This is a genomic window from Faecalibacterium butyricigenerans (assembly GCF_020687345.1).
Taxonomy (GTDB): domain Bacteria; phylum Bacillota; class Clostridia; order Oscillospirales; family Ruminococcaceae; genus Faecalibacterium; species Faecalibacterium butyricigenerans.
In genome coordinates, this window is record NZ_JAJEQL010000008.1 from 73,037 (window position 1) to 96,079 (window position 23,043).

Below are 23,043 nucleotides of genomic sequence, written 5' to 3' on the forward strand. Positions count from 1 at the left end.
AAAAGCCTCCTTCTCAGTGCCGATAAGCGATGGCCTTCTGGATGCGGTCGGCCTCGGCGGGGCCTGCCAGCTGGCGCACCAGCTCCAGAGCGAAAGGAATGGCACCGCCAAGGCCGTAGCTGGTGGTGATGTTTCCGTCTACGACGACTTCCTCGTCGTGGACGATGGCACCGGCCAGCTTATCCTGAAAACCGGCGTGTGCGGTGGCGTTTTTACCCTCCAGCAGGCCGAGGCTGGCAAGGACGCTGGGGGCGGCGCAGATAGCGGCGACCTTTTTCCCGGCTTTGGCAAAGGAAACGCAGGTGTCGGTGACGGTCTTGTTCTCGGCGAGGTTGGGGGTGCCCGGGATGCCGCCGGGCAGGACGACCATGTCCACATCGCTGTAGTCCACGTCCTCAGCCAGTGCGTCCGCGTTCAGGTGGATGCCGTGGCTGCTGACCAGCGCACGGCGGCCCATCGCAGAGGCGATGATGACCTCGACTTTGGCGCGGCGGAGCAGGTCGGCCACCAGAAGGGCCTCGCATTCCTCGGTGCCGTCGGCAAAAAACAGAACAGCTTTGCTCATAAAAACATCTCCTTATAGATCAACGAAAAAAGCGCACCGCAGGCGGGGCGTCCCCGGCCCGCAGTGCGCAGCGGTCAGTGAAAGATCATTCCTCGGCGTCAGTAGAGACGCCGTTTTTCTCCAGAATGCGGCGCAGGACGCTGTCGTCCCGGCTCAGCACCCGGCTCACACGGCTGATGATCGCGCTGGAAGCGCCGATATTGCCCATGATGCTGGTGTAGCTCTGCTTGCGCATGAGCTTTTCGGCGATGTTGTAGCGCTGCTCCATCGCGCTCAGCTCTGCATAGCTGCATACGTCCTGCAGGAAGCGGTAGCATTCCTCCGGCGTTTCAAGCTCCAGAAAAGCGGCATACAGGCCGGATTTTCCGGTCGGATGGTCCTTAGCCATATACAGTTCCTCCCCGGTCATTCATTGATGTTCGGCCCGCAGACGGGCACTTCAATACACTACTTTAGTGTAGTACAAATGCAGGAAAAATGCAATGGTCTTTTTCTTACAACATCCGCTCAAAGATCAGCTCGTTGCGGTCGATGCCGCCCTCGCTCTCGGCAGGGCCGAGGGAGCGGTAGCCCCGGGCCTTGAAGAACTGCTGCACGGGCAGGGCCTTGGCGTTAACGCCGCACCAGACCCGGCCCCGGCCCTCGCCCCGGGCCAGACGTTCGCAGGACGCCACGATGTCCCGGCCGATGGCCTTGCCCCGGTATGCGGGCTTGAGGTAGAGATGGAGCAGGTGGAGCGAGGTGTTTTCCATCTTCCACGCAAAATAGCCGATGAGCTGGCTGCCGAGGAAGACGAGGAAGTAGTTCACATCGTTGTCGATGTCCTCCTCGATGGCGTCGGCGCTCTGGAAGCTCTCAACGAGGGCGTCCAGCTGCTTTGCTGGGAAGTAGCGCTTGTAGACCTCGTGCCAGATCTCACTGGCGAGGTCGGCGGTCATGTGGATGTATTTGGCCTTGGCGACCAGCTTATAATCGGGTTTCATAGTCCTCCTGAAAAGACAGCGCACCGCTGCGCATGATAAAGTTCGGTGAGGGAAAGCGGCTTATAGAGATAGTGTATCACATCCGGCCCCCGGGTGTAAAGCAAAAAGGCTGCCGTACCCCGCAAAGAGTACGGCAGCCTTGATGGCTTTTTCGACGTCCTTGGACGTGATGCGTTTTACAGCGCAGCCTTGAAGTCGTGATGAGTGGAGTTGTAACGGACAACTGCTTCCATCAGGGTGACAGGCCACAGCAGGACCTTGCCAACCATCTCAGCCGGCTTGACGCATACCGTCTCCATGCTGTCGATGCCGAACAGGATCAAACAAGCGATACCGCAGCCCAGAATGTAGTAATACATAGTCAAACCTCCTATATTTTTCTCACAGGCCCGCCGGACGCGGGACCTGAAGCTCGTTGTTGAGGAGCATTCTCCGCTCCTTGTAAGCTTACTATACACCGGTTTTGAAATAAAGTCAATAGCAGAAAACGTGAAACAAATTAAAGCGTTCTCTGAAATGCTATATCTATCATTAAAGTAAAGCATCAAAGTGAGCTTTGATTTATAAAAATAAAGTCATTGCCCTGAATTGGCCTTGCAGCAACTACAGAACTCCCCGGAACTGGCCCGAAACGAGCCGAAAACGGGGGCGTTGTTCTTGCCGTGGAGACAGCGCGGAAAACGCCCCCGGCGGGCCGTTTTCATAATGTATACAAGTGTGCGCCGACGACGGAACCCGGGACAGGGGGAATTCCAGCAAAACGGTCAAAATGTATAAAGAAATTGGAAAAGATTATGGAAAACTATTCTTGCTGCCCAAATGAAAATGCGCTATAATAGGGGCAGTAAAATCTACGCTGAAAGGAGATCGCAGTTATGGCAAAGGCATCGCAGGTCGTATTATCGGAAAATGAGTTTTACCTCATCAAGGCCCCCAATGGAAAGGTGCTGGAAGTAAAGAACTTCAACACGGAGAACGGCGCTGCGATCCGTCTGTGGGATTACGCAGGTCATCCATGGCAGCAGTGGAAATTCGTGGATGCCGGCGAAGGCCGCTGGCGCATCCAGAACCGTTTTACCGGGAAAATGATCGACCTTGCCCTCGGCGGCGTGGTGGAGGGCACATGGCTCCATCAGTGGGGACGCACCAGCGGCATGAGCCAGTGCTGGGCGCTGGAACCCACCCGCAATGGCCGCACCCGCATCCGCAATGTGTTGGCCGACAAGTACATCGACCTCGTGGGCATGAACACCTCCAATGGTGCGCAGGCCCAGATCTGGAACTTCGTCTCGGGCGGCAATCAGGAGTGGAACCTTGAGCGCGTGGACGCCACCGCCCAGCAGACCCGGGCCAAGGCAGAGGAAGTGCACGACCCCGAGCCGACGCCCTCCCAGCGCAAGCACCAGAACGACCTCGTCCGCAAGCTGAACAACGCGGGCAAGGGCCGGGCAGGCCGCAAGGCATGAACGCATGAAAACAGCGCCCCGCAGGGGTCATCTGCGGGGCGCTTTGCTGTAACAGTTTGATTCAGAGAAGAGGAAAAACGATGAAGCTTGGAGCCTTTATGGACCCGGAATACCCGATCTTCAGCACGACGCTGTGCTATCTGGAGCGGGACGACGCCTACCTGATGCTCCACCGGGTGAAGAAGGAGGACGACTACAACCACGACAAGTGGATCGGCGTGGGCGGCAAATTCGAGCGGTTCGAAAGCCCGGAGGACTGTCTTCTCCGCGAGGTGAAGGAGGAGACAGGCCTGACCCTGACCCACTGGCGCAGCCGGGGCCTGCTGACCTTCATCTGGGGCAATATGACCGAGTTCATCCACCTCTACACCGCCGACGAGTGGACGGGCGAGATGATGCAGGGCGATGCCTGCCGTGAGGGAGTGCTGGAATGGGTGCCGAAGGAGAAGGTGACGCAGCTGCCCATCTGGGAGGGCGACAAGATCTTCTTCCGGCTGCTGAACGAGGAACGCCCGTGGTTCTCCCTCAAGCTGGTGTACGACGGGGATACGCTCCGGCAGGCGGTGCTGGACGGAAAACGAGTGGTATGAACAGAAAAAAGCCTGCGTCGGCAGGCTTTTTTGCTTGTTCAGTTCAGCTTCAGGTCGCCGTCCTTGATCCAGCCAAGCTTGCGCTCGATCTCGCAGAAGAGGACGCTGAGCACGGCGGGCAGGACGAAGCAGATGAGGACGAGGGCGGCCCAGTCCATCGGGGTGATGGCGGCTTTGGTGCCGGCGGCAATGTCGTTGACCCAGCCGGTGTAGACGCCGATCTGGCCCACGAGGCCGCAGGTGCCCATGCCGGAGGAGACGGCTGCGCCGTTCATTTCCATGTGGAAGACGCAGGTGGCCAGAGGGCCGGTGATGGCGCTGGCCAGAGTGGGTGCGATCCAGATGCGGGGGTTCTTCACGATGTTGCCCATCTGGAGCATACTGGTGCCGAGGCCCTGACTGATGAGGCCGCCGACACCGTTTTCCTTATAGCTCATGACGGCGAAGCCGATCATCTGGGCGCAGCAGCCCGCCACAGCGGCACCGCCGGCAAGGCCGGTCAGGCCCAGCGCTGCGCAGATGGCGGCAGAGGAGATGGGCAGAGTCAGTGCGACGCCCACGATGACCGAGACGAGGATGCCCATCAGGAAGGGGGCCTGCTCGGTGGCCCACATGATGAGGGTGCCTACCTGACTTGCGGCGGCACCGATGGGGGCGGCGATGAGCATCGAGAGGCCGACGCCGGAGAAGATGGTCACCAGCGGGGTCACGAGGATGTCGATGCGGGTCTCCTTGCTGACGGCTTTGCCCAGCTCAGCGGCCACGATGGCGATGATGAGGACGGCCAGAGGACCGCCTGCGCCGCCCAGAGCGTTGGAGGAGTAGCCCACCGTCACCAGACTGAACAGCACCAGCGGCGGGCAGTGGAGCGCCCAGCCGATGGCCACAGCCATGGCCGGGCCGCTCATGGCCGTGGCGTAGCCGCCTAAGTCCACCAGCGTCTCAAGGCCGGTCTGCTGGCCCAGCGTCTTGATGATGGTGCCGATGAGCAGGCTGGCAAACAGGCCCTGTGCCATCGCGCCCAGCGCCTCGATGAGGTAGCGCTGGGGGGTGATGACGATGTCCTTGCGTTTTAAGAAATCTTTTACATTTGACATAAAGATCTGCCTTTCCGTCATTACAGTTTCAAGGGCAGCAAAAGCTGCATGACCATCATGATACCATACACCTGTCAAGACAGCAAGAGGAAAACGCAAAAATTCTGCTCAAAACTTGTCTTTTTTCTCGTCGGTGCAATAATGAGAGGGTCTGGGCCGTATTTCATACAGAGCATTTTTGGCAGTAGACGCCCCCCGCGAGACGCTCCGCAGGACGCACCGAAGGAGATTGACGGGAGCTTGCAGTTGGGTGTATACTATAGGTGTGCAAATAGCACTTCCGGCGGCGAGAGGCCGCGTTAGAATAGAGCTTGGAGGCAGAGCAGGCGGAATGAGACGGAACGATACAGGAACCCCAAAAAAGAAGACGCGCCGCGCGGCGGGCCAGATGGTGGCCTCGGCGGTGATGGCGCTTGCCATCGCAGTGGGCGGCTTTGGCACCACGGCCCTGTTGGCGTCTCAGCCCGCAGGCCTGACGGTGGAGCCGTCGGCCCTGCTGTGGGAGGGCGAGAGCAACGCGGCCCACAGCACAAAGAAAGACGACAAGAAGGAAGCTCCCAAGCCGTCAAAGACGGACTCTGCATCCTCGGAGGCGGAGAGCACCGCTGCGTCTGCCGCGCAGCCCGCTGCCCCCAGCCAGAATGAGACGGAAGCGCCTGCCGTGTCGGAAGCTCCGGCTGCCCCTGCAGAGGAAACGGCCGCATCGCCTGCGGCCCCGGAGGCCGCGCCTGCTGACCCCATGATGGGCAGCATCGAGGAGCTGGAGCAGGAGAACAACTTCCCCAGCCTACAGCAGGAGACGGAGGCACTGGCCGCAGAGGACCCCCTGAGCGCACCGGTGGAGCAGGCCGCAGAGGCCCAGCCGGAGGCAGGTGCAGAGACGAACTCCGAGGAGGCTGCCCTGCCGGTAAAGACCGAGGAGGGCACCATCCTGCTGACCCCGGAGGAGATCCGCGCCGCACTGGATGCAGGCACGCTGGACGAGAGCAGCATCGACCCCGCCTGTCTCACGGACGAGAACGGCCTGCTGAGCTGGCTGTGGAACCTGCTTTTCGGCAGGAGCGACAAAGACGACAGCGGCAGCAGCACCCCGGCCCCGGTCTATTCCGGCTGGCGCACGGTGGGCGGCAAGACCTATTATTATGACCAGTACACCAACCAGCCCGTGAAGGGCATCCAGTCCATCGACAACAAGCTCTACTACTTCGACGCCAACGGCGTGCAGCAGAATGCCACCTTCGGCATCGATGTCTCGAAATATCAGTCCAGCATCGACTGGGAACAGGTAAAGACGGCGGGCGTCAAGTTCGTCATCATCCGCATCGGTTACCGCGGCTACGGCAGCGGTGCGCTGGTGCTGGACCCCATGTTCGAGCAGCACTTCACCAATGCCCGCAATGCGGGCCTGAAGGTGGGCGTCTACTTCTTCAGTCAGGCCGTCAACGAGGAGGAAGCCCGGGAGGAAGCCATGGGCTGTGCCTATGTCCTGAACGGCCGCAAGCTGGACTACCCCATCTACTTCGATACTGAGGCCTCCGGCGGCAAGAATGGCCGCGCCGACGGTCTGGGCGTCGAGGACCGCACCAAGTGCGCCATCGCCTTCTGCGAGGAGGTCAAGGCGCAGGGCTACAAGCCCGGCGTCTACGCTTCTACCCTGTGGTTCCGCCAGCGGGTGGATCTGAGCCGCCTGACGGGCTACAGCATCTGGAACGCACACTACGGTGTGGCCAGCAGCCCCATCTCCTGCGATATGTGGCAGGGCAGCTGCACCGCCCGCATCCCCGGCTATGGCGGACAGATCGACGTGAACATCAGCTATGTGGGCTGAGGAGGCGCGCATGGACGTCATCCGCCTCATTGCCTCCGACCTTGACGCTACCCTGCTGGACGGCCAGAGCCAGCTCCCGCCGGACTTCGCGGAGACTGTCCGCGCTCTGGCAGAGCGGGGCATCCGGTTCGCTGCCGCCAGCGGACGGCCCATCTATACCTTAGAGGAGATGTTCGCGCCCCTGCAGGACGACATCATCCTTGTGGGTGACAACGGCGGTGCCATCTGCTGGAAGGGCGAGAGCCTGTACCTCTCCGAGATGGACGCTGCCGACTGGCACACGCTGGCGGGGCAGGCCCGGAGCGCGGGCCACGCCGCCGTCCTCTGCGGGCTGGAAACGGCCTATGTGGAGGAGCAGTTCCGGCCATACGACAGGGTCTTCAAGAGATTCTACACCAAGGTGGAATATGTCGCCCATCTGGAGGACGTGACCGCCCGGGTGGATAAATTCACCATCTACTTCCCCGAGGGGGATGCCCAAAAGGGCTACGACGCGCTTTATGGCCCGGTCTGGGGCGGGCGCTTCTCGGTGGCGGTGGCCGGTGCAGACTGGGTGGACATCATGAACCCCGGTGTCCACAAGGGCGCGGCCCTGCTTCGGCTGGGGGAGCGTCTGGGCGTCCCGCCCGAGGGCATGATGGCGTTCGGCGACACCTTCAACGACGCGGAGATGCTGAAGGCGGCAAAGTACGGCTTCCTCGTGGAGAACGGCTCGCCCGCCCTCCGGGAGGAGGTGCCCTTCCTCGCGCCGCCCAACACCAACTCCGGCGTGATGCAGGTCCTGCGCCGTGTTCTGGCCCAGAATGGCCGGGTCTGTGAATCGGATTTCAGAAGAGCAAAATAGAGAACGGCATCGGAGAAAAGCTCAGATGCCGTTCTTTTTTATTGGTATAAAAGTGCGCCCAGCACCGCCGAGAGCAGGATCATCCCGATGGGCGAAGGGGCTTTGCCTTTCGCTTTCTGCCAGACCAGCCGGACGATGGCCAGAAGTGCAAGGAGGCCGATGCCCTGCCATGATGGCGCGGGGGCGTCGGCGGCGGTGGAGATGTCCAGAAGGGTGCTCAGGCCCATCGTGAGGGCAGTGGAGAGGATAAGGGCCACGACGCAGGGCCGGACACCGGAGAGAAAGGCTTCGACCCCGGCGTACTTGAGTAAGTCGTGGATGAGGGCCGCGATGAGCAGGATGATGAAGAAGGAGGGGAGGACGACGCCCAGTGTGGCGCAGAGCGCCCCCAGCACCCCGCCCTGCGAAGCGCCGATGAAGGTGGCCATGTTGACGGCCAGCGGGCCGGGGGTGGATTCCGACACTGCGATGAAGCTCAGAAACTCGGCCTCGGAGAGCCAGCCATGGAGCAGGACTTTTTCCCGGATGAGGGAGATCATGCCGTAGCCGCCGCCGAAGGAGACGGCACCGATCTCGAAAAAGGTGAGGAACAGCTTCAGGAGCATATCACTTCCCCTCCTTTCTGCGGCCCAAGAGCCACGCGGCCACGCCTGCCGCACCGCTGAGGAGGATGAGCAGGATGGACGAGACGCTGATGCCCGCCAGCGAAAGGCTCGTCATCGCCAGAAAGACGGACAGGAGGACGCCGGAAGAAAAGAGGGAGCGGTCGAGCGCCTGCAGCATCCGCACACCAGCCGAGAAGATGAGATAGATGACGCAGACCTGAATGCCTTTGAAGGCGTTGGCAATGACGGTGAGCTGGGTGAACTGCTCAAAAAACAGCGAGATGGCGTAGATGATGAGAAAGGACGGCAGGCAGACGGCCACGGTGGAGGCCGCCGCGCCGGGGACTCCGGCCAGCTTGTAGCCGAGATAGGTGGCGCTGTTGATGGCCACCGGGCCGGGGGTGGATTCCGCGATGGCGGTCATGTCGAGGAATTCGTCCTTATCCAGCCACCTGCGGCGCTGGATAAATTCCTCTTCCAGCAGGGCGATCATAGCGTAGCCGCCGCCGAAGGTGAACAGGCCGATCTTGAAAAAGGTAAAAAACAGCGTGCCGAGGCTTTGGGCCTTCGGTGCCGGAGCATTGTGTGTCATAGGCAGGGCCTCCTTTTTCTTTATTTTACGCGCGGGCAGAGCCGGCGTCAATAGGGCAGAAAAAGCGGGATTTTGTGCCCGGCGGCTTTACAATCCGGCCAAAAGGCGGTATGCTTTACCCATGAGACTACGATCATTCAGGAGGAAACGATGGACATCCGCCAGCTGCATTATTTTCTGGTCCTCTGCGAGGAGATGAATTACACCCGCGCGGCCCAGCGCCTGTTTTTATCCCGGCAGGCTCTGCGTCAGAGCATCTCGGCCCTCGAAGCCGAGCTGTGCGGGCCGCTCTTTCTCAGCGCCCACCACAAGCTCAGCCTCACCGACCGGGGCGTGAGCTTACAGCGCCATGCCGCGCCGGTGGTGGAGCAGTTTCAGCAGATGCAGGCAGCGCTCCACGCGGAGATCCAGTCGGCCCAGCCGGTGCGCATCGGCATCAGCGTCTCACTGGTGCCGGACTATCTGCCCGGCCTCGAGACCCAGCTGGACAAGTTTCGCCAGCAGTACCCCCACATCGAGATGCGCTTCCGCCTGCTGGACAACGACGCGGTGGCCGAGGGGGTGGAGCAGGGCGAGCTGGACGCGGGCCTCGTGATGGATCTGGGCTGCGCCGCACCGGTGCTGGCCCGCACCACCCTCCGGGCCGACCCGGCCTGCCTACTGGTGCCGCGGGGCCACCCCTTCTGGGAGAGGGAGAGCGTGCCGCTGGCCGAGCTGCGGAACCAGCGGGTCCTTCTGCCCAGCCTGCGGCAGGACCTCTTTGCCCCGCTGTGGGAGGCCTGCGCCCGGGCGGGTTTCGCGCCTAACGCCGAGATCGGCCCCAGCTTCTATCAGGCCTACTACCTCGTGCAGGAGCAGCTCTGCACCTGCCTGACCCGGTATGAGCCGGGGGCACGGCGGGAGCTGGACCGGGTGCGGGATGTCCTGCTGGAGGATCTGCCGCCCCTCTGCGTCTCCCTTTTGCAGCGGCGCGACCACACCTCGGCCTACCTCGACCTGCTGCGCGGCTACCTCATGGAGGTGCTGGGCGGCGCAGCCAGCCTGCCGCCCCGGCGCGGACGTCCGGCCAAGCCCTTCTACGACCTGCCCGTCCTGTCCAGCGCGGCGTCCAAGCCCGCTGTGGTGCATCCGGCCCCCGGCACAGAATTGCCGTTCGAGGGCGGCCACAACTTCCGCGAGCTGGGCGGCTACGAGGCCGACGAGGGCAAGCACGTCAGGTGGGGGCAGATCTACCGGGGCATCCCGACGTGGAAGCTCACCGGTGAGGCCGACCGGAAGCTGCTGGACTCGCTGGGGCTGCGGCTCATCCTTGACCTGCGCAGCGAGGCGGAGGCCGCCGAAAGCCCCGATTATGTGCCCGACGGTGCACGGCTCGTGCGCATCTGCGGCCTCTGCCTTGAGAACGGCAAGGAGGTGGACTTCTCGCCCGAAGACCGGGAGACCCTGCTGAAGGGGATGCCCGACGAGGGACGCCGGATGGCGGATGCCATGTACGAGCGGATGCTGTTCGGCAACAAGGCCTACAAAGAGCTGTTCCGTGCGCTGGAAGTGGGCGAGACGCCGGTGCTCTTCCACTGTTCGGCGGGAAAAGACCGCACCGGCGTGGCCGCGATGCTCATTCTGCTGGCGCTGGGTGCGTCGGATGAGACCATTACGGAAGATTTCGTGAAGACGAACATCTGGCGCAGACCGGAGCTGGAAAAAGTCTGGGCCGAGCACGCCGATGAAATCGCCGCCGACCCATCCCGGAAGGATTTCTACCTCGGCGTTTTTGGTGTCCACCCGGAGTCGGCTCCCTTCGTGCTGGACATCATCCGGCAGCGTTTCGGCAGCGCCGAGGCCTATCTGGAGGCCGAATATGGCCTGACTCCGGCCCGTCTGATGCGTCTGCGCCGGATGTATCTGGAATAAATCAAAAATAATTTCGCCTTTCCGCCTTACTTCTCCTTGACATTGTGCAAAATGTTTCGTAATATAAGAAGTAGTATGGAATCTAAGACGCTGTAGGCGGAGCATTCCGCGACCAGATATTTCAATGGGGCATCATTGGCCCGTTTTTATAAGCACATCTTGTAAATCGAAAAGCTGCACCAGACTCACCGCACAGGAAGATCTTTCTCTGCGTCTGTTCTTGTCTGCCTCTTTTTCGTTGAAAATTTGATTTTTGCTGGCCCGCGTTCGGCCGCACAGCGTCTCCTGCCTGTTAAAGCAAAATTTGACTGTTAAGGAGAGTGAAGAACAATGACCGTAATCGGAGTGATCGCGGCATTGATCGTTGCTGTCGCTGCCGCAGCTGCGGGCTATTTTATTGGTTACAACAACCGTAAGAAGACCGCTGAGGCCCAGATCGGCAGCGCCGAGGCCGAGGCTACCCGGCTGGTGAACGAAGCGATCAAGGCTGCTGACCAGAAGCGCAAGGAAGCAATTTTGGAAGCAAAGGATGAGGCCTTCCGTCTGAAGGCCGAGGTGGATGCCCAGAAGGCAGAGGCCGACAAGGAGATCAAGCAGCGCCGCGCAGAGATCAGCCGTCAGGAGAACCGCATCGACCAGAAGGAAACGGCCCTCGACCGCAAGACCGAGGCGCTGGAAAAGCGCGAGGACGAGCTGAAAAAGAAGCACGAGGAGGCTGACGCCCATCTGGCGGAGGTCGATGCCCTGCGCGCCAAGGAGATGGAGCGTCTGGAGACGCTGGCCGGCCTGAGTCAGGAGGACGCCCGCGAGGTGCTGCTGCACAAGGTGGACGAGGAGCTGACCCACGAGAAGGCCATCCGCGTCGCTGCCTACGAGACCGACCTGAAGGAGAACTGCGACGGCATCGCCCGCAACCTCATCGGTCAGGCCATCAGCCGCTGCGCTGCTGACCACTGCAGCGAAACGACCGTCAGCGTCGTCCCGCTGCCCAGCGACGAGATGAAGGGCCGCATCATCGGCCGCGAGGGCCGCAACATCCGCGCCCTTGAGACCGCCACCGGCGTTGACCTCATCATCGACGATACCCCGGAGGCCATTACCCTGTCCTCCTTCGACCAGACCCGCCGCGAAGTGGCCCGCATGACGCTGGAACGCCTCATCGGCGATGGCCGCATCCATCCTGCCCGCATCGAGGAGACGGTGGAAAAGTGCCGCCACGACCTCGAGCTGCAGATGAAGCGGGAGGGCGAGCGCGCTGTCATGGAGCTGGGCATCCATGGCCTGCACCCCGACCTCATCAAGCTCATTGGCCGTCTGAAGTACCGCACCAGCTTTGGTCAGAATGCGCTGACCCACAGCATGGAGGTGGCATGGCTGGCCGGTCTGCTGGCAGGCGAGATGGGCGTGAATGTCACGCTGGCCCGCCGTGCCGGTCTGCTGCATGACATCGGCAAGGCGCTCGACCACGAGATCGAGGGCAGCCACGTCCAGATCGGCGTGGACATCTGCCGCAAGTACAAGGAAAACACCCAGATCATCCATGCCATCGAGGCCCACCATGGCGATGTGGAGCCGAAGACGCCGCTGGCCTTCATCATTCAGGCCTGCGACGCCATCAGCGCCGCCCGCCCGGGTGCCCGCCGCGAGAACGTCGAGAGCTATGTGAAGCGTCTGGAGAATCTGGAGGAGATCTCCTCCAGCTTCGAGGGCGTCGAGCAGGCGTTTGCCGTGCAGGCCGGCCGCGAGGTCCGCATCATGGTCAAGCCCGACGTCATCAGCGACGATCAGGTCATCCTGCTGGCCCGCTCCATCGCAAAGAAGATCGAAGATACGCTGGATTATCCCGGCCAGATCAAGGTCAATGTCATCCGCGAGAGCCGTGCTGTCGAGTACGCAAAGTAAAAGATCGAAAAACTACAAGAGCCGCCGTGCACACGCACAGCGGCTCTTTTTACATATTCTCATGGATTCATTGCGAATCGTCGAAATTTATGGTATTCTGATAGTGTCGGCCTTCCGACTCCATTATACGGAGAAGGAGGTGATAAGAATGGAGACCATATTTTCATTTGCGCTGTCCGTCACAGCAGGTATAGTAGCTTACTACATCTGCAAGTGGCTTGACGAACAGTTCAAGGCTGGCAAGCACTAACCCCTAGGCAGCAGGAAACCCCTTCGGTATTAACGGTACCGCAGGGGTTTCTTGTTGCTTATTTGGTGATATGAATGGCGACTGTCATTCTCATTTGCATCTCTATTATATGCGACCCGAGGGGAAAAGTCAAGCGGGCAGAGGAAAGAGCTGCAAAAGAAGAATGTCGTTTGGACGTGAAATTCAAAGTTTTTTCATAATTTGCTTGACAACCGGAACGGGATGTAGTATACTCCACGGCAACCGAACAAACATACATACAAAGTAGGTTTGTGCTAAATGGGAGGAACACCATGAGAGAGCGAATGTGTTGACAGACAAAAACGACATCACACTCAGAAAATAAAGGAGCATCCGTTTTATGTCTGTAGAAATTTTGGATCTGGCCGCACTGGCCCTGACTGCTGTATTCTTTGCCCTGCTGTATTATCTGCACAAGAAAAAGCACGTGGACTTCGGCGTGCGCACCATTCTGGCGGTAGGCCTCGGCCTCATCGTGGGCCTCGCATTCAAGGGCCATCACGTCTATGTGGCCGCTGTGGGCACGGTCTATGCCCACGTCGTCTCGGCGGTGGTCATCCCGCTGCTGAGCTTCAGCATCATTTCCAGCATCACCAATCTGGGCAACTCCGTTCGTCTGAAAAACATCGGCCTCAAGACCGTTTTCTTCCTCGTCCTGAACACCTTCTTCGCCAGCCTCATCACTCTGGTCGCCGGGGTGGCCACCAACATCGGCCACGGCGTCCAGTATGAGCTGGCCACCGACTACACCGCCAAGGAAGTGCCCACCTTCGTGGACACCGTCATCAGCCTCTTTCCCCAGAACCTCGCTTCGCACTGGGCCAACGGCGAGGTGGTGCCCATCGTGGTCTTTTCCATTCTGGTGGCCATCAGTTACAACAAGCTGGTGGTCAAGAAGCCCGAGGAGGTCGCCCCCTTCAAGAAGTTCATCGACGCCGGCGACCTTGTGATGGGCCGTGTGGTCAGCTACGTCATCTCCTTTACCCCCTATGCCGTCCTGTCCCTCATCGCCCGCGCCGTCAGCCGCTCTTCTCCGGCTGACCTCATCCCGCTGCTGAGTGTTCTGGTGCTGGCCTATATCCTCTGCGCAATCCAGCTCTTCGTGGTGGAAGGCGTACTCGTCAAGCTGGTCGGCAAGCTGGACCCGGTCCGCTTCTTCAAGGGCATCTGGCCCGCAGCCACCGTGGCCTTTACCTCTCAGAGCAGCGTGGGCACCATCCCTGTCACCGTCAACCAGCTGACCAAGAAGCTGGGCGTCAATGAGGACGTCGCCGCCTTTGGCGCAAGTCTGGGCGCAAACCTCGGTATGCCGGGCTGCGCCGGCATCTGGCCCACCCTGCTGGCGGTCTTCACCATCCACCTGCTGGGCATTGAATACACCCCGGTGCAGTACGCTTTCCTTGTCGTGCTGGCTGTGGTCGTCTCCATCGGCACCGTCGGCGTGCCCGGCACGGCTACCATCACCGCCACGGCCCTCTTTGCCGCCGCCGGTCTGCCGGTGGAAGCCATCATCCTGCTTTCCCCCATTTCCAGCATCGTTGATATGGCGCGTACCGCCACCAACGTCGTCGGCGCTGCGGCCGCTACCACTCTTGTGGCCGCCACCGAAGGTCAGCTGGATGAGGCTGTGTACAATGGCGAGGCCGAAGTGCCTGCCGCTGAGGCAGTCTGAGCATTTTCCAAATATAGCAGTTTGCGTTTTTAATGCACAAGCAACATCCGCAAACTGCATATCGCAAAGCGGCCGTTTTGATAGGCACTATTTTTGAAAATTGCGATAAAATAAAGTCTGGGCCGCCCGCCGCACCAAAAGTGCGGCGGGCGGTTTTCTTTATAAAAGAAAGAGGAACGACCGTGGTGTACATAACAGGAGGACAGATAACACTTGTTTCATCTGAACTGTGCTTTGAGTGAGTACAGCTCAAGAGAAAAACTATACAAAATTCAAATTGGAATTTCGGTATATTGTTGGTCAAACCACAGAAATCGTCCTTTGGGAGATGTAAATTTGGAAAAAAACCTTTTCTTTCGGCGGAAGACGCGGTATAATGCGGCCAAGGCACAAGGGTGTGCGAAAAGCTCCAGAGGGGGAGCGGAACACCTTGTGCATTTTTTTGAAACAGTCGCTTTAATGGATTAAAGCGGTGTTAGAGAGGGGAAAAGATATTATGAGATTCGATCGTCGTATTTCGCGCCGCAGCTTTCTGGCAGCAGCAGGCGTGTCCGCAGCAGCTCTGGCCCTGACGGCCTGCGGCGGCTCCAGCTCTACGGCAGCTTCCACGGCTGCCTCCACCGGTGCTTCCAGCGCAGCTGGCACTGCCGCAGGCGGCACCCTGAACATCATGCTGGAGACCGAAGTTCAGTCTCTGGACCCGCAGATCGCCACCGACGGCACCTCTTTTGAGGTCATCGCAGACTACACTGATGGTCTGATGCAGATGGATACCGACGGCGCAGCGGTCCCGGCCATTGCCGAGAGCTGCGACATCAGCGAGGACGGCAAGACCTATACCTTCCACCTGCGCGATGCAAAGTGGTCCAACGGCGACGCCGTCACCGCAGCCGACTTTGTGTTCGGCTGGCAGCGGGCGGTTGACCCTGCCAACGCTTCCGAGTATTCCTATATGCTGTCGGATATTGGTCAGGTGGTCAACGCTGCCGAGATCATTGCAGGAGAAAAGCCCGTCACCGATCTGGGCGTGACCGCAGTGGATGACAAGACCCTCGAGGTCCAGCTGAACGTCCCGGTCAGCTACTTCCTGAGCCTGATGTACTTCCCCACCTTCTACCCGGTCAACGAGGCCTTCTTCAACACCTGCGCGGACACCTTCGGTACCAGCCCCGACACGGTGCTGTCCAACGGTGCTTTCATCCTGACCGACTATCAGCCCGCTGCTACCGCATTCGAGATGGTCAAGAACACCGACTATTACGATGCCGACAGCATCGCGCTGGATGGCCTGTCCTATCAGGTCATCAAGGACAGCCAGCAGGCTCTGATGAGCTATCAGACCGGTACTCTGGACATCACCCTGCTGAATGGTGAGCAGGTCGATCAGGTCAAGGACGATCCCGAGTTCATCAGCGTGGGCGCTGGCTATCTGTGGTACATCAGCCCCAACATCAACAGTGTGCCTGAGCTGGCAAACGAGAATCTGCGCAAGGCTCTCACCTTCGCTCTGGACCGCGACGCCATCACCGGCGACGTCCTGAAGGATGGCTCCGCCCCCTGCTACACCGCCGTTCCTCCTCAGTTCGCAACCGGCCCGGACGGCAGCGACTTCAGCGCTGACCAGACCAAGTATGCGGATTACTGCGCATTCGATGCAGCCAAGGCTGCTGAGTACTACGAGACTGCAAAGAGCGAGCTGGGCAAGGACAGCTTCTCCTTCGATATGGTCGTTGACGCCGACGATGCACCTCAGAAGGTGGCACAGGTCGTCAAGGAGCAGCTGGAGACCACCCTGCCCGGCCTGACGGTGAACCTGACCGTCGAGCCGAAGAAGCAGCGCGTGCAGGATATGCAGGACGGAAACTTCCAGCTGGGCCTGACCCGCTGGGGTCCCGACTACGCCGACCCCATGACCTATCTGGGTATGTGGGTCACTGGCAACTCCAACAACTACGGTCTGTGGAGCGACGCCGAGTATGACTCCATTATTGAGGAGTGCACCACCGGCGACCTCTGCACCGACCCCGAGGGCCGCTGGGCCGCTCTGTACGATGCAGAAGCCATCGTTCTGGAGCAGGCCGTCATCTTCCCGCTGTACGGCCAGTGCAACGCCGAGATGGTCTCTTCTGCTGTTACCGGCGTAGAGTTCCACCCTGTGGCACTGAACCGCGTGTACAAGCGCACCGTGAAGAACGCTTAAATAAGAATCGCTGAACCAAGGCCGCACAGTGGCCCGCAAAAGCCACTGTGCGCCTTTTTGGCATTGTACCTGTCCGCAGCAGACGCACGACTGACCGCCGCTGCGGCCACAAAAGGGGGTTCACCTGACGTGAAAAAATATACGCTCAAGCGTGTCCTCACCTCGCTGTTTACGCTGCTGGCCATCCTGCTGGTACTGTTCATCCTGATGCAGCTGATGCCCGGCTCGCCGTTCAACGACGAAAAGCTGACAGCCGATATGAGAGCCGCGCTCTACGCAAAATACGGCCTTGACCAGCCGATCTATGTCCAGTTCTTCCGCTATGTGGGCAATATGCTTCGGGGCGACTTCGGCGTAAGCTACAACATTTCGAAGAACACGCCCATCTCCCAGCTCATCCAGTCCCGTCTGCCCATCTCCATCCAGATCGGCGGCATGGCGGTCACGCTGGGCGCTCTGGTGGGCCTCGTACTGGGCATCATCGCCGCCCTCAAGAGGGACACCATCTTTGACACCATCGCCACCATCATCTCGGTCATCGGCGTGTCGGTGCCGTCCTACGTCTTCGCACTGACCCTGAGCTACACCTTCGGCTTCCGGCTCCGCTGGTTCCCGATGCTGTTCTCGGCCAAGGACATCTTTGGCTCCAGCGTTCTGCCCAGCGTGTCGCTGTCCATGTTCACCATGGCCTCCATCGCTCGCTTTACCCGAAGCGAGATGATCGAGGTGCTGGACTCCGACTATATGCTGCTGGCCGAGAGCAAGGGCATCTCCGGCCCAGCGCTCATCTTCCGCCACGCCCTGCGCAACGCCCTCATCCCCATCATCACCGTGCTGGCGCCCCTCATTGTGGATCTGATGACCGGCTCGCTGGTGGTCGAGAAGATCTTTGCCATCCCCGGCGTGGGCAGCCTGTTGGTGACGGCCATCCAGTCCAACGATTACAACGTGGTCATTGGTCTGAGCTTCATCTACAGCGCCATGTACATTGGCATCATGCTGGTCGTTGATTTGCTGTACGGCATCATCGACCCGCGCATCCGTCTGGCAAAGGGGGACGACTGATATGGCAGAAAAAGCGATCCGACTGGGCGGCGAAAGCACCGCCGCAGCCATCACGCAGGCCGTGCAGGAGCTATACCCGGAGCACAGCTTCACCGCCGAAGAGTTTGCCCGGAAAGACAACGCCGCCGAGATTGCGGTGGATACCAACTTTGCGGCCCAGAGCTTCTGGAAAGATGTCCGCATCCGCTTCTTCCGCAAGAAGAGCGCTGTGCTGGGCCTGATCATGATCTTCATCATCCTGCTGCTGGCCATCTTTGGCCCGGGCATGAATGACTACACCTACTCCGGCCAGGATCTGAGCCAGAAAAACTTTGCGCCCCGCGTGCCCGGCATCGAGCAGTTCGGCATTCTGGACGGCAGCGAGAAGATGAGCACCACCACCGGCACGAAGATCGTCAACAACTATGTCGAAAAAGGCAAGGATGACGTCTACTACTGGTTTGGAAGCGACCTGTACGGCCGCGACATCTGGACCCGTACTTGGGAAGGTGCCCGCGTCTCCCTCATCATCGCCGTGGCCGCTGCGGTCATTGACATGGTCATCGGCATGAGCTACGGCCTTGTCTCGGGCTATTTCGGCGGCAAGGTGGATATGCTGATGCAGCGCTTCCTCGAGATCGCCAACGGCATCCCCCGTCTGGTCATCGTCACGCTGCTGCTTCTGGTGCTGCAGCCCGGCATGGTGACCATCATCTTTGCCCTGATGCTCACCGAGTGGGTGGGCATGAGCCGGATCGCCCGCGCTGAGATGCTCAAGCTGAAGGATCAGGAGTTCGTTCTGGCCTCCCGCACGCTGGGCGCAGGCAGCTTCTTCATCATCTTCAAGGAAGTGCTGCCCAACATCATCGGACCCATCATCACGCAGGTCATGTTCAGCATCCCGACGGCCATCTTTACCGAGGCCTTCCTTTCCTTTGTGGGTCTGGGCATCCCGGTGCCCCAGTGCTCGCTGGGTTCCCTCATCAGTGAGCTGTACAACAGCTTCACCACCCACCCCTATCAGATCATCCCACCCATCGTGGTCATGAGCCTGCTGATGCTCAGCTTCAACCTGCTGGCCGACGGCCTGCGCGAGGCACTTGACCCCAAGATGAAGAGTATGTAAGGAGGCGCACAGCATGCCTGATGCAAAAAGAGAACAGGTCTTGTCGGTGCGAGACCTTGATATTACCTTTAAGACCACCGCCGGCCCCGTCCATGCCATCCGGGGCGTGAACATCGACCTCTACAAGGGCGAGACGGTGGCGCTGGTGGGCGAGTCCGGCTCCGGCAAGTCCGTCACCATGAAGGCGGCTATGGGTATCCTCGCCCAGAACGCCAAGGTGAACAGCGGCAGCATCCAGTTCAGCTACCACCACGCCGACGGCAGCCCGGAGACGGTCGACCTGCTGCAGAAGGACAAGAAGTGGATCCGCCGCCACATCAACGGCAAGCGGATCGCCATGGTCTTTCAGGACCCCATGACCAGCCTTGACCCCACCATGACCATCGGCAAGCAGATCATGGAGGGGATGCTCTGGCACTTCAAGATGCCCAAGGCCGAGGCCTATAAGAAGGCCCTCGAGCTGCTGGAAGAGGTGGGCATCACCGACGCCGAAAAGCGGATGAAGAGCTACCCCCACCAGCTGTCCGGCGGTATGCGGCAGCGCGTGGTCATCGCCATCGCGCTGTCCTGCGACCCCGACCTGCTCATCTGCGACGAGCCGACCACCGCACTGGATGTGACCATTCAGGCGAAGATTTTGGAGCTTATCCGCAGCATCCAGAAGGAGCGCGGCATCTCGGTCATCTACATCACCCACGACCTCGGCGTCGTGGCAAAGGTGGCCGACTATGTCGATGTCATGTATGCGGGCAAGATCGTCGAAACCGGCACCATTGATGAGATCTTCTACGACCCCCGCCACCCCTACACATGGGGCTTGCTGTCGGCCATGCCCGACCTTGACACGGCTGACGAGCGGCTCTACACCATCCCCGGCTCGCCGCCGAACCTGCTGCACGAAAAGGCCGGCGACGCCTTTGCACCCCGCAACAAGTACGCGCTGAAGATCGACGACGAGATCGACCCGCCCATGTTCAAGATCAGCGACACCCACTTTGCAGCGACTTGGCTGCTGGACCCCCGTGCCCCCAAGGTGGAGATGCCGCCGGAGCTGAAGGAACGTGTGGCCCGGATGCGCGCAGAAGCAAAAAAGATCGAGGAGGCGGAGTAAATGGCAGCACAAAGCGCTACCCCTCTGCTGAAGGTCGAGGGGCTGAAGCAGTATTTCAAGGTAAACAAAAACTTCACGGTCAAGGCCGTGGACGATGTCAGCTTTGAGATCTATCCCGGCGAGACCTATGGTTTGGTGGGCGAGTCCGGCTCGGGCAAATCCACCATCGGCCGGAGCATCATCCGGCTGTATGACCCCACCGCAGGCAGGATCACATTCGACGGGCAGGACATCAGCGGCCATCTGAGCCACGCCCAGAACAACACCCTGCGCACCCAGATGCAGATGATCTTCCAAGACCCGATGGCATCTCTGAACCCCCGCAAGAAGGTGGAGGACATCATCGGCGAGGGTCTGGACATCCACCATATGTACAAGACGCAGGCCGAGCGCCGCGAGAAGGTGGAGAAGATTCTGGCGAAGGTGGGCCTTGCACCGGAACACGCCGAGCGCTACCCCCACCAGTTCTCCGGCGGCCAGCGTCAGCGCGTCGGCATTGCCCGCGCCCTTATCATGAACCCGAAGCTCATCATCGCCGACGAGTGCATCTCGGCGCTGGACGTGTCGATTCAGGCGCAGGTCGTCAACCTGATGAAGGACATCCAGCAGGAGACGGGCACGGCCTATCTGTTCATCGCCCACGACCTGTCGATGGTCAAGTACATCTCCGACCGCATCGGCGTGCTCCATCTGGGCCACCTGCTGGAAACGGGCACAACGGAGGAGATCTTTGCAGATCCCATCCACCCCTATACCCGCAGCCTGTTGTCGGCCATCCCGCTGCCGAACCCGGTGGTGGAGAAGCGCCGGGTGGCCGAGACCTACGACTACGCCACCTCAGGCATCGACTATTCCAAGGGCACCAGCCACCATGTGGAGGGCAGCCATTACGTCAAGTGTACGGATGAAGAATTTGCCAAATGGTGCAAATAAGACCGTTCAGCTCCCCTTCGGGGGAGCTTTTTTGCGCTCCGGCTACCTTATATATAATAGCGCTGCAAAATGTTTCGTGGCGGGACGTTGTATTCCGGGGGTAAATCTGGTATCATATAAAAATACGGCCCGGAAAGTGCGGGCCGTTGAATATGCGTTATGGGATACGGCGCACGCTGCGCCCGGTTTTGGAGGAGTACTATGATAATCCCCGGCATTCTGTTCGTTCTGGGTCTGCTCTGCCTCATCAAGGGCGGCGACTGGTTCGTGGACGGCGCATCGGCGCTGGCCCGCCGGTTCCACCTGCCGGAGCTGCTCATCGGCGCAACGGTGGTGTCCATCGGCACCACCCTGCCTGAGGTGATGGTGTCCACCATCTCAGCCGTGTCCGGCCATGGTGAGATCGCCTACGGCAACGCCATCGGCTCGGTCATCTGCAATGCGGCCCTCATCGCGGCCATCACGGTGGCCGTGCGGCCCGGCAAGGTGAACCCCAAGACCCTGCGGGTGCCAGTGGCCTTTTTCTTCGCGGCGGCGGCCGTCTACTGCTTCGCCGCTTACGGGATGGGCCGCTTCACCCGGCCTTTGGGTCTGCTGATGCTGGCAATGTTCGCGGCCTATATGGTGGCGAATGTCTGGCAGATGAAAAATGCCCCGGCAGAGCCGGAGCACGAAGAAGAGCTGATGAGCCTTGGGCGGATCGTTCTGCGGCTGGTGGTGGGCGCGACCCTCATCGCGCTGGGTGCGAACCTGCTGGTGGACAACGGCACCATCATTGCACAGGCGCTGGGCGTGCCCGAATCCGTCATCGCGCTCACCTTCGTGGCGCTGGGCACTTCGCTGCCCGAGCTGGTCACGGCCATCACCTCGCTGATGAAGGGCCACAGCGACCTCTCGCTGGGCAACATCGTGGGCGCGAACGTCTTCAATCTCGTGCTGGTCAGCGGCGTGTCGGTGGCGCTGGCACCGTTTGATATTCCGCAGAGCGCGACTCTGTTCGGCATCAACTCGAGCCTCGTGCTCGAACTGCCCGTGATGCTGCTGGTGATGATCCTGCTGACCATCCCGGCGCTGGTGCGCGGCAGACTCTCCCGCGTGCAGGGCGTGGCGCTGCTCTGCATCTATGCCGCGTTCTGCACGGTGCAGTTCACGCTGTGAGGCGCGATGTCATTTTATAACAACCGAAGAAAATGCCCGCTTGAGCAAGTAAAAGATGAAGCCAGCCGCAGGACGGAAAACTGCGGCTGGCTTTTTGTTTTTATCAGGAGGTAAAGACGGCGATCACGAAGGTCTGTCCGCCGATGGTGCCGACGGCAAAACTGACCCGGTCGTAGACTGCTTTGGAGGAATCATCGGGGATGGTGAGAAACTTTTGGCGATTGATAAGATTTTTGGCGACAGAGGAAAAGTCGGCATTTTCCCGAAGCACTCCACCATCCAATAAATCAGGACGAAGTTCGGAATAACTGATCCGACATGGTCCGATGGATAAGAAGGGAGGCATGACTGTTAAATTCTCGGCACAGTTCACAAGACCCGTGTTTTTGTTCTCTGCAAGAAGTGTAGATACCTGAGAAGCATCGCCGTTACAGGCGTCTTGAAGATATAAGAAAACAGCCTCGGCGGCGGAGTCATTGCCATAGATAAAGTGGCTGGAATCGCTGTTGTCAAAGTGGGTGTAATAATGTTTATTCAGGGCGGCGAGAAGCTGAGTTTTGCCCTGCGTGCTGTCTTTAGTGGAAATGTCCGGCAGGACGAACACCCCGCCGCCGACCTGACAGCCGCAAAGCAGGAGTGTAAGGCCCAGAATGAGCGTAAGGATGGCAGTGCGGCGGTTTGTGCATCGTGTCATGGCAGAACCCTCCCGTCTGTGCAGTCCGTCTGTTTATCGCAAGGCAAGAAATTAGTGCAACATGAAAACAGCATATTTGCGATATGCAATTCAACGCTGTTGCTGTTGCATTAAAAAGTTGAATTGCTATGATTCGAAAACCGTTGAAACAGACGGCAAACAGCGCTTTCAAACACTTGCGGCTTCTACAACACAATGATAAGACGATGACGGGAAGATGTCAATATTATGACGTAAAATCGAAAAAAGTCTGGATGGATGCCCAATTTGAAATGTCGAGAACCGGCAGATTGAACAATTCCGGGAGAAAGAAAGAACAGCTCCACCCGGGAAGGTGGAGCTGTTGCAATCCGTTGATTTTTATGGTATCCTTATTTGCAGGAAAGGCGCTGTTCTGCAAGTGCAGCGGTCATGCTTCCCTCCTCGGTGTCATTGTTCGTGTCATCGTCAG

The 23,043-nt window shown here is 59.7% G+C and carries 22 protein-coding genes; 14 read left to right on the forward strand and 8 right to left on the reverse strand.

The features are described from left to right. Window positions 1–13: 13 nt before the first annotated feature. From LKD23_RS05020 to LKD23_RS05035, 4 genes are all read right to left on the reverse strand, one after another. Entirely contained in the window at window positions 14–565 is a 552-nt protein-coding gene (locus tag LKD23_RS05020) for a DJ-1 family glyoxalase III (protein ID WP_227620703.1), read from the reverse strand. An 85-nt stretch (window positions 566–650) separates the two neighbouring features. After that, window positions 651–953 carry a YerC/YecD family TrpR-related protein gene (locus tag LKD23_RS05025; RefSeq protein ID WP_227620704.1) on the reverse strand — a complete coding sequence of 101 codons (303 nt, stop codon included), beginning with the start codon at window positions 951–953 and terminating at the stop codon, window positions 651–653. 106 nt (window positions 954–1,059) lie between these two features. After that, entirely contained in the window at window positions 1,060–1,548 is a 489-nt protein-coding gene (locus LKD23_RS05030; protein ID WP_227620705.1) for a GNAT family N-acetyltransferase, read from the reverse strand. A 176-nt stretch (window positions 1,549–1,724) separates the two neighbouring features. After that, window positions 1,725–1,907, reverse strand: a complete 183-nt coding sequence (locus LKD23_RS05035) for a hypothetical protein (protein WP_227620706.1) — start codon at window positions 1,905–1,907, stop codon at window positions 1,725–1,727. A gap of 516 nt (window positions 1,908–2,423) precedes the next feature. Here LKD23_RS05035 and LKD23_RS05040 point away from each other — a divergent pair. Together LKD23_RS05040 and LKD23_RS05045 are read left to right on the forward strand one after the other, a co-directional pair. Next, a complete protein-coding gene (locus tag LKD23_RS05040) occupies window positions 2,424–3,014 on the forward strand; it encodes an RICIN domain-containing protein (RefSeq protein ID WP_227620707.1) in 591 nt (196 codons plus the stop codon). 80 nt (window positions 3,015–3,094) lie between these two features. Next, complete coding sequence (locus tag LKD23_RS05045; RefSeq protein WP_227620708.1) at window positions 3,095–3,604, forward strand: NUDIX hydrolase; 510 nt, start codon at window positions 3,095–3,097, stop codon at window positions 3,602–3,604. Between the two features lie 38 nt (window positions 3,605–3,642). On the opposite strand, the gene LKD23_RS05050 is transcribed toward LKD23_RS05045, so the two are convergent. Beyond that, complete coding sequence (locus tag LKD23_RS05050) at window positions 3,643–4,701, reverse strand: PTS sugar transporter subunit IIC (RefSeq protein ID WP_227620709.1); 1,059 nt, start codon at window positions 4,699–4,701, stop codon at window positions 3,643–3,645. A 331-nt stretch (window positions 4,702–5,032) separates the two neighbouring features. Here LKD23_RS05050 and LKD23_RS05055 point away from each other — a divergent pair, with 331 nt between their 5' ends. Then, window positions 5,033–6,529, forward strand: a complete 1,497-nt coding sequence (locus LKD23_RS05055) for a GH25 family lysozyme (RefSeq protein WP_227620710.1) — start codon at window positions 5,033–5,035, stop codon at window positions 6,527–6,529. Between the two features lie 10 nt (window positions 6,530–6,539). Next, complete coding sequence (locus tag LKD23_RS05060; protein ID WP_227620711.1) at window positions 6,540–7,373, forward strand: HAD family hydrolase; 834 nt, start codon at window positions 6,540–6,542, stop codon at window positions 7,371–7,373. Between the two features lie 38 nt (window positions 7,374–7,411). On the opposite strand, the gene LKD23_RS05065 is transcribed toward LKD23_RS05060, so the two are convergent. Further along, a complete protein-coding gene (locus LKD23_RS05065; protein WP_227620712.1) occupies window positions 7,412–7,978 on the reverse strand; it encodes a chromate transporter in 567 nt (188 codons plus the stop codon). Window position 7,979: 1 nt separating this feature from the next. Further along, window positions 7,980–8,570, reverse strand: coding sequence for a chromate transporter (locus tag LKD23_RS05070; RefSeq protein ID WP_227620713.1), 591 nt, complete (start codon window positions 8,568–8,570; stop codon window positions 7,980–7,982). 150 nt (window positions 8,571–8,720) lie between these two features. Here LKD23_RS05070 and LKD23_RS05075 point away from each other — a divergent pair, with 150 nt between their 5' ends. The 9 genes from LKD23_RS05075 to LKD23_RS05115 all read left to right on the forward strand — a co-directional run bounded on the left by LKD23_RS05075 (window position 8,721) and on the right by LKD23_RS05115 (window position 21,898). After that, a complete protein-coding gene (locus LKD23_RS05075; RefSeq protein ID WP_227620714.1) occupies window positions 8,721–10,481 on the forward strand; it encodes a tyrosine-protein phosphatase in 1,761 nt (586 codons plus the stop codon). Between the two features lie 330 nt (window positions 10,482–10,811). Beyond that, the gene (rny, locus tag LKD23_RS05080) at window positions 10,812–12,383 is read left to right on the forward strand and encodes a ribonuclease Y (RefSeq protein ID WP_227620715.1); all 1,572 of its coding nucleotides are present in this window, start codon (window positions 10,812–10,814) and stop codon (window positions 12,381–12,383) included. A gap of 611 nt (window positions 12,384–12,994) precedes the next feature. After that, window positions 12,995–14,326, forward strand: coding sequence for a dicarboxylate/amino acid:cation symporter (locus tag LKD23_RS05085; protein ID WP_227620716.1), 1,332 nt, complete (start codon window positions 12,995–12,997; stop codon window positions 14,324–14,326). A gap of 496 nt (window positions 14,327–14,822) precedes the next feature. Next, window positions 14,823–16,526 carry a peptide ABC transporter substrate-binding protein gene (locus tag LKD23_RS05090; protein ID WP_227620717.1) on the forward strand — a complete coding sequence of 568 codons (1,704 nt, stop codon included), beginning with the start codon at window positions 14,823–14,825 and terminating at the stop codon, window positions 16,524–16,526. A 129-nt stretch (window positions 16,527–16,655) separates the two neighbouring features. Continuing rightward, entirely contained in the window at window positions 16,656–17,591 is a 936-nt protein-coding gene (locus LKD23_RS05095) for an ABC transporter permease (protein ID WP_227620718.1), read from the forward strand. A gap of 1 nt (window position 17,592) precedes the next feature. Next, window positions 17,593–18,696, forward strand: a complete 1,104-nt coding sequence (locus tag LKD23_RS05100; RefSeq protein WP_227620719.1) for an ABC transporter permease — start codon at window positions 17,593–17,595, stop codon at window positions 18,694–18,696. Window positions 18,697–18,709: 13 nt separating this feature from the next. Further along, a complete protein-coding gene (locus LKD23_RS05105) occupies window positions 18,710–19,807 on the forward strand; it encodes an ABC transporter ATP-binding protein (protein WP_227620720.1) in 1,098 nt (365 codons plus the stop codon). Beyond that, complete coding sequence (locus LKD23_RS05110; protein ID WP_227620721.1) at window positions 19,808–20,740, forward strand: ABC transporter ATP-binding protein; 933 nt, start codon at window positions 19,808–19,810, stop codon at window positions 20,738–20,740. It begins immediately after the preceding gene. Window positions 20,741–20,941: 201 nt separating this feature from the next. Further along, entirely contained in the window at window positions 20,942–21,898 is a 957-nt protein-coding gene (locus LKD23_RS05115) for a calcium/sodium antiporter (protein WP_227620722.1), read from the forward strand. A gap of 103 nt (window positions 21,899–22,001) precedes the next feature. Here the strand turns inward: LKD23_RS05115 and LKD23_RS05120 are convergent, their stop codons facing one another. Beyond that, window positions 22,002–22,592, reverse strand: coding sequence for a hypothetical protein (locus tag LKD23_RS05120; RefSeq protein WP_227620723.1), 591 nt, complete (start codon window positions 22,590–22,592; stop codon window positions 22,002–22,004). 128 nt (window positions 22,593–22,720) lie between these two features. On the opposite strand from LKD23_RS05120, the gene LKD23_RS05125 reads away from it, so the two are divergent. Continuing rightward, a partial coding sequence (locus LKD23_RS05125; protein ID WP_227620724.1) for a hypothetical protein occupies window positions 22,721–23,043 on the forward strand: 323 nt, incomplete at its 3' end.